We start from the raw sequence: 6,172 nt of genomic DNA on the forward strand, positions 1-6,172 counted from the left end.
GAGACATGTCGATCGATTTGCGAAGCCCGGTTTGGATCCGTGCCGGCGATCTACGCCGTGGCGGATGTGTGTCGGCCCGAACTGCTTGTCGAGATCGAAGGCGTCGCGTTTTCAGATGTTTCCCCCTCGTCCTAAATTGATTTCAACAGGCATGTGATGTCGAGTCGTCCCTTCGCCCCCCAGGACTTTGGCGTCCTTCGAGTACGGAACAACCGTTTTCGAAGACACCGAGAACCTTGGAGCCCGATGTGGATCCTGGCTTGTGCGGCGTCAGTTTCGGTCACCTTGTTGTGCGGTTTGGTCTGGTGGTTGACCGTTCCCGATGTGGCCGACGATCCATCCCGGATCGCGACGCAACGGCCCGCCGACGGTCCGGAACGTTCGGCTGCCGCGTTGCCGGGGCAGCCCACGCCGGATCCGGCCCCGCGCCGGCAGACGTCACCCAACGCGACTGGCCGGTTGTTGGCCGGTGTCGACCCGAGCTCCTCACAGCCTCGCCCGCTCGCCAACGCCGCGACGATGGTCACCGCCTCCGGGCTCGGCCGATCCGCTCCAGGCAACGTGCCCGATGTCCGCGACATCTACGAAAGCTCCCACCCGGTCCACGGCCACAATGCCGTCGACGACGATGTCTTTCGACAATTGATCGCGCTGAACATCAAACCCGCCAAACTCTGCTCGGACGAAGTCTTCCTGCGGCGACTCTATGTCGACGTGTTGGGAACCCTGCCCACGGTCCAAGAGGCCAAGTCGTTCTTGGACAACCACCAGGAGAACAAACGGCAAGCCCTGGTCGATGAATTGCTTCAGCGACCTGAATTCGCCGATTATTGGGCGATGAAATGGTGCGACGTCCTGCGCGTCAAGGCGGAGTTTCCGATCAATCTGTGGCCCGGAGCGGCGCAGGCCTACCACCGCTGGATCCATTCGGCGATCAAGACCAACCTGCCCTATGACCGATTCGCACGCGAGTTGTTGACTGCGTCGGGAAGTAACTTTCGAACGCCCCAAGTCAATTTCTATCGGGCGCTTCAGAGCAAGGAACCCGAGGCGATCTCGCACGTCGTCGCGTTGACGTTTCTCGGTGAGCGATCCGAGGGTTGGCCCGAAACCCGACGCGCCGGCGTGGCACAATTCTTCAGCAAGGTCGGCTACAAACCGACCGGCGAATGGAAAGAAGAGATCGTGTTCTTTGATCGACGCCGCAACGGAGCCGATCCCAATCAAGCCGTCGATGCCGTCTACCCCAGCGGTGTGTCGGTTCGCATTCCGCCGGATCAGGATCCTCGTCAGGTCTTTGCCGATTGGTTGACCGACCGCCGCAACCCCTGGTTCGCCCGCGCGGTCACCAATCGTATCTGGTACTGGTTGCTCGGCCGCGGCATCGTCGAGCCGCCCGACGACGTGCGGCAGGACAACCCGCCCGCCAACCTGCCACTGCTCAACACGCTCGCGCGGGAACTGGTTGCTTCGGACTACGACATCAAGCACGTCTATCGCTTGATCCTCAACTCCAGTGCCTACCAACTCTCGTGCATTGCCGAATCCGATGACGATCGCGCGGCCGAGCACTTCGCCTATTACCCGACCCAACGACTCGACGCCGAGGTCTTGATTGACGCGATTTGCCAAATCACCGGCACGACCGAAACCTACATGAGCATCATCCCGGAACCCTTTACGTTCCTGCCCGATGGTCACCGCGCGATCGTGCTGCCCGATGGCAGCATCACCAGCAGCTTCCTGGAAATGTTCGGCCGCCCTGCGCGTGACACCGGTCTGTTGTCCGAACGCAACAACCGCCTGACGGCGTCGCAGGCTCTGCATCTGCTCAATTCCAATCACATCCGCAATAAGATCGAGCGTGGACCTGGAATCCAATCGTTGGTCCAACAGGGCCGCGATTCCTGGGACACCGCCGAGAGAATTTATTTGGCCATCCTGTCTCGAAGACCGACCGAAAATGAACTCAATACGGCTGCGGCGCTCTGTGACGATCCGCGTGGGGCGCGCGAGTTGGCTTGGGTCCTGATCAATAGTGATGAGTTTTTATTCCGACATTGAAGCTTAGGCCACGACCGCAAGCTGGAAGCTTACGCCACGAGCGCAAGCTGGAAGCTTACGCCACTTTTTAACTGTGAGAATGACGATGAGACCGAGACGACGAAACGATTGCGGACGATTGAGCCGCCGACAGGTCGTGCACGGTGGCGCGATCAATGCTGCCGGTTTGATGATGGCGTCTCAATTGATCTCCGCACACCGATGCGCCGCAGACACGGCTGCCGCGGGGGCAACGCCCTCGTCGGCCGATGTGGATTCGGCCGCCCGGCTGGATTCGGCCAAGGCCAAGGCGGTGATCCAAATCTGGTTGGCCGGCGGGCCGCCGCACACCGATACGTTTGATCCGAAGCCGGAATCGGGCAGCGACTACACCGGCCCGCTCAGCGGCACCAGTGCGACCAACGTCACCGGGATCCACATCGGGGAACTGTTGACCGAACTCAGCAAGGTGGCGGACAAATACGCGTTGATTCGCAGCATGACCCACGGCGTCAATGGACACGAAACCGCATCCTACTTGACTCAAACCGGTCGCATGCCGGGGCGGCTGGTCTATCCCGCCGCGGGCGCCGTCGTCACGGCCTTCAAAGGTTTCCCCGAACTGAAACCGGGTGAGAAAGAAAATCTGATCCCGCCGTACATCGTCCTGACCAATCCACAAGGTCGGTTCTCCGAAGCCGGGTTCATGGGAATCAAATACAAACCGTTTGCCACAGGTGGCGACCCGAACGCGGCGCGGTTCGCCGTGGAAGGCATCATTTCGCCCCATCTGTCCAAAGAGCAACAACTGGATCGACGGCGATTGCTTGGCGAAATGAACTCGCTCGGCAGTGCGATCCCCGGCCGTCCCAGTTTGTCGATGGCGGCCCAAGCCCGCCAACACGCCTACGACTTGATCGTCGGTGATGCGGGAAAGGTCTTTGATTTGAACACCGAACCGGATGAAATGCGGACGCGTTACGGCCGCACCAAGTTTGGCCAATCGTGTTTGGCGGCGCGGCGATTGATCGAAAACGGTTGCAAATTTGTGACGATCAATCACGGCGGTTGGGACACACACAAAGACCATTTCCCGTCGATGCGTCGCAAGTTGCCTGAACTCGATCGCGGTCTGGGGACGCTGATCGCCGACCTGGACGACCGCGGCATGTTGGACAGCACCATCGTGTGGTGCATCGGTGAATTCGGACGCACGCCCAAGGTCGCTTCCGAATCGCCCTGGAATGGTGGTCGCCATCACTTCGGTTCGGTGTTCTCATCGTTGGTTGCCGGGGGTGGGTTTCAAGGCGGCCATGTCGTCGGGACGTCCGATGCACGCGGCGAAACCGTCCAGGACCGGCCGGTCTATCCCGGCGATCTGATCGGCACGATGTACGAATTACTGGGCATCGACCCCGAGGCCAGTTTGCCGCATCCGATGGGCGAATTTGTTCGAGCCACGCCCGGAGCGGACGAGGGCATGAAAAGCGGCGGACGACTCAAAGAAATCACCTAACAAACAAGTGCCGTAAGCTTCCGGCTTGCGAACGTGGCGTAAGCTTCCAGCTTGCGATTCAGGCTCAATAGCAAGCAGGATGCTTAACCCACCTCATGATCGAGAGGCAACGATGAATCAACACCCGCTTCCACGGTCAGCGTTTTGCGCGGTGCTGTTGTTGTGCGCGGTAGCGTCTGCCCCGGCACTGGCGCAAAACCGCGGCAGAGCTCCGCATCTGGCGTACGTCTTTCCGGCCGGATGCGAACGTGGGATGACCTGTGAAGTCGTTGTCGGCGGACAGTACTTGAAGGATGCCAGCGAAGTCTACGTGTCCGGCGAGGGCGTCAAAGTAGAGATTCTGCGTTGGTACCGGCCACTGACTGCGGGTGAGTACAACAACCTGAACATGAAGTTTCGCGAGACGCGCGAACGGCTGATGGGACAGGCCGTTTTACGGGGCAGCAACAACAATCCGACCGACGAGGAGATCGCCGAGGCCGCCGGGATCACCGAAGAACAACTCCGCGAGATGGAGATCTATCGCAGGCGTGACCGCGATCCCAAACGTCAACCCAATGACCAACTCGAAGAAGAGGTCACGTTGCGGATCACCGCGTCGTTGGAAGCCGCGGTAGGAAAGCGGGAGTTGCGATTCCTGAGCGACAATGCGATCTCCAACCCGATCTGGTTCCATGTGGATCGCTGGATGGAGACGCGTGAGTCGGAGCCGAACGATCTGGTCGCCACAGAGGTGACGGGGCGTTTTCCGCTGGTGATCAACGGCCAGATCATGCCGGGGGACGTCGATCGATTTCGGATGGAAGCCAAGCAAGGCATGAAGCTGGTGGTTCACGTCGCCGCCCGTGAGGTGATCCCCTACCTCGCCGATGCCGTCCCCGGATGGTTTCAAGCGGTCGTACGGATGACGGACGAAGCCGGTGACGAAGTGAGTTTCGCCGATTCGTTCTACTACCGCCAAGATCCGTTGCTCTATTTTGAAGTTCCCCGGGACGGCCGTTACACGCTTGAAATCCGCGACGCACTGTTTCGTGGCCGCGAGGACTTTGTGTATCGAATCACGGTAGGTGAAATACCGTTTGTCACCAGCGTCTTTCCGCTCGGGGCACGCGTGGAATCGGAATCAACGATCCAATTGCGAGGCTGGAACCTGACCCGAACGGAGCAGAAGATCCGAACCATGTCGCGCCAGCAGTATCGACCCCAACGCTGGTACTCCTCCATCCAAGGCGATCACGCCGTGCGTTTTCCGTTGCAAATTGACCATTGGCCGGAAGTGATGGAGGAAGCGACCAACAACGATCGAGAAACCGCACAAGAGATCTCCACTCGCATGACGGTCAATGGCCGAATTGATGAACCGGGTGACGTGGACATTTATCGGATCAACGCCACCGGTCGAATCATCGCCGAAATTCACGCGCGTCGTCTCGGTTCGCCACTCGATTCGATGTTGACGTTGACCGACGCCCAAGGAAACGAAGTCGCTTTCAATGACGACTACAAGGACCTGTCGCAAGCGATGCTGACCCATCACGCCGATTCGCACCTGGAGGCTTCGGTCGGCTCGCGATCGGACTACTACCTGACCGTCACCGATGCGCAAGGCAACGGCGGTCCCGATTTCGGGTATCGACTTCATCTCCGACCACCGCAAGCCGACTATGAGCTCCGCGTGGTGCCGTCCAGCATCATCGCCCGCGCCGGACAGGTCGTACCGATCAGCGTGTTCGCGCTGCGCAAGGACGGCTTCGACCAGGACATCGATCTATCCCTCGTTGATCCGCCGCCCGGATACCGTCTCGATGGCGGTATGATCCCTGGAACATCCGATCAAATTCGGATGACGCTGACCGTCCCCCAGAAGCCGACTGAGACAGCGATCACCCTGCAGATGGAAGGTTCCGCACCGAGGCGATTGCGGAGCCGATCCAAAATCGTGCGGCCGGCGATTCCCGCGGAGAACATGATGCAAGCGTTCATCTGGTACCACCTGGTTCCGGTGGAAAACTGGAACGTGATGGTCAGCGGACGCCCTGGGGCCGACATGCCGCTGAAGATCGCCATGCCCGAGGACGGGATTGAGCTGCCGCGTGACGGAGCGTTCTTGTTACGGGCCATGATCAATGCCCAACGGACGCCGGTCGATCAATTGTATGTCGAACTGTACGAAGCCCCCGAGGGAATCACCGCTTCGATCGTTCCGGATGCGGTCGGGGGCGCGGCGATCAAGCTAGAGGTGTCTGGTGAGAAGATTCAGCCGGGCGAGCGGGGGAACCTGTTGTTGAGTGTCTACAAGGAATTCACCCCCGAGCCGACCGAAGCCGACCCTGCACCCAAACCCAGACGTACCGACTATGGCTTCCTGCCCGCGATGCCCTTTGAAGTGACGTCGCAACGGGCAAGCCGTTGACGCGGCGGGGTTGCGGAGTTGCCGATCATCCCAACGCCCTCTGGACGACGTCCACCAAATCGTGCGGCTGGACCGGTTTGTGAAGAACCTCGGTCACGCCAAGCTCGGTTGCGGTTCTGACGACCTGCTTGTCGGCGTTCCCACTGATCACGATCACGGACAAATCAAGATGGTTCCTTCTCAGCTGTCGCAATAGATCC

At 59.8% G+C, this 6,172-nt stretch carries 4 protein-coding genes; 3 read left to right on the forward strand and 1 reads right to left on the reverse strand.

Annotation, left to right across the window (positions count from 1 at the left end):
- The first annotated feature begins 246 nt into the window (after positions 1-246).
- From ABX749_RS17930 to ABX749_RS17940, 3 genes are all read left to right on the forward strand, one after another.
- Positions 247-2,064, forward strand: coding sequence for a DUF1553 domain-containing protein (locus ABX749_RS17930; protein WP_372897168.1), 1,818 nt, complete (start codon positions 247-249; stop codon positions 2,062-2,064).
- A gap of 118 nt (positions 2,065-2,182) precedes the next feature.
- Positions 2,183-3,559, forward strand: coding sequence for a DUF1501 domain-containing protein (locus tag ABX749_RS17935; protein WP_372897169.1), 1,377 nt, complete (start codon positions 2,183-2,185; stop codon positions 3,557-3,559).
- Between the two features lie 253 nt (positions 3,560-3,812).
- Positions 3,813-5,972 carry a peptidase gene (locus tag ABX749_RS17940; protein WP_372897170.1) on the forward strand — a complete coding sequence of 720 codons (2,160 nt, stop codon included), beginning with the start codon at positions 3,813-3,815 and terminating at the stop codon, positions 5,970-5,972.
- Positions 5,973-5,997: 25 nt separating this feature from the next.
- On the opposite strand, the gene ABX749_RS17945 is transcribed toward ABX749_RS17940, so the two are convergent.
- A complete protein-coding gene (locus tag ABX749_RS17945) occupies positions 5,998-6,165 on the reverse strand; it encodes a response regulator (protein WP_372897171.1) in 168 nt (55 codons plus the stop codon).
- Positions 6,166-6,172: the final 7 nt, after the last annotated feature.

Source organism: Stieleria sp., assembly GCF_041595215.1.
In the GTDB taxonomy this organism is placed as follows: domain Bacteria; phylum Planctomycetota; class Planctomycetia; order Pirellulales; family Pirellulaceae; genus Stieleria; species Stieleria magnilauensis.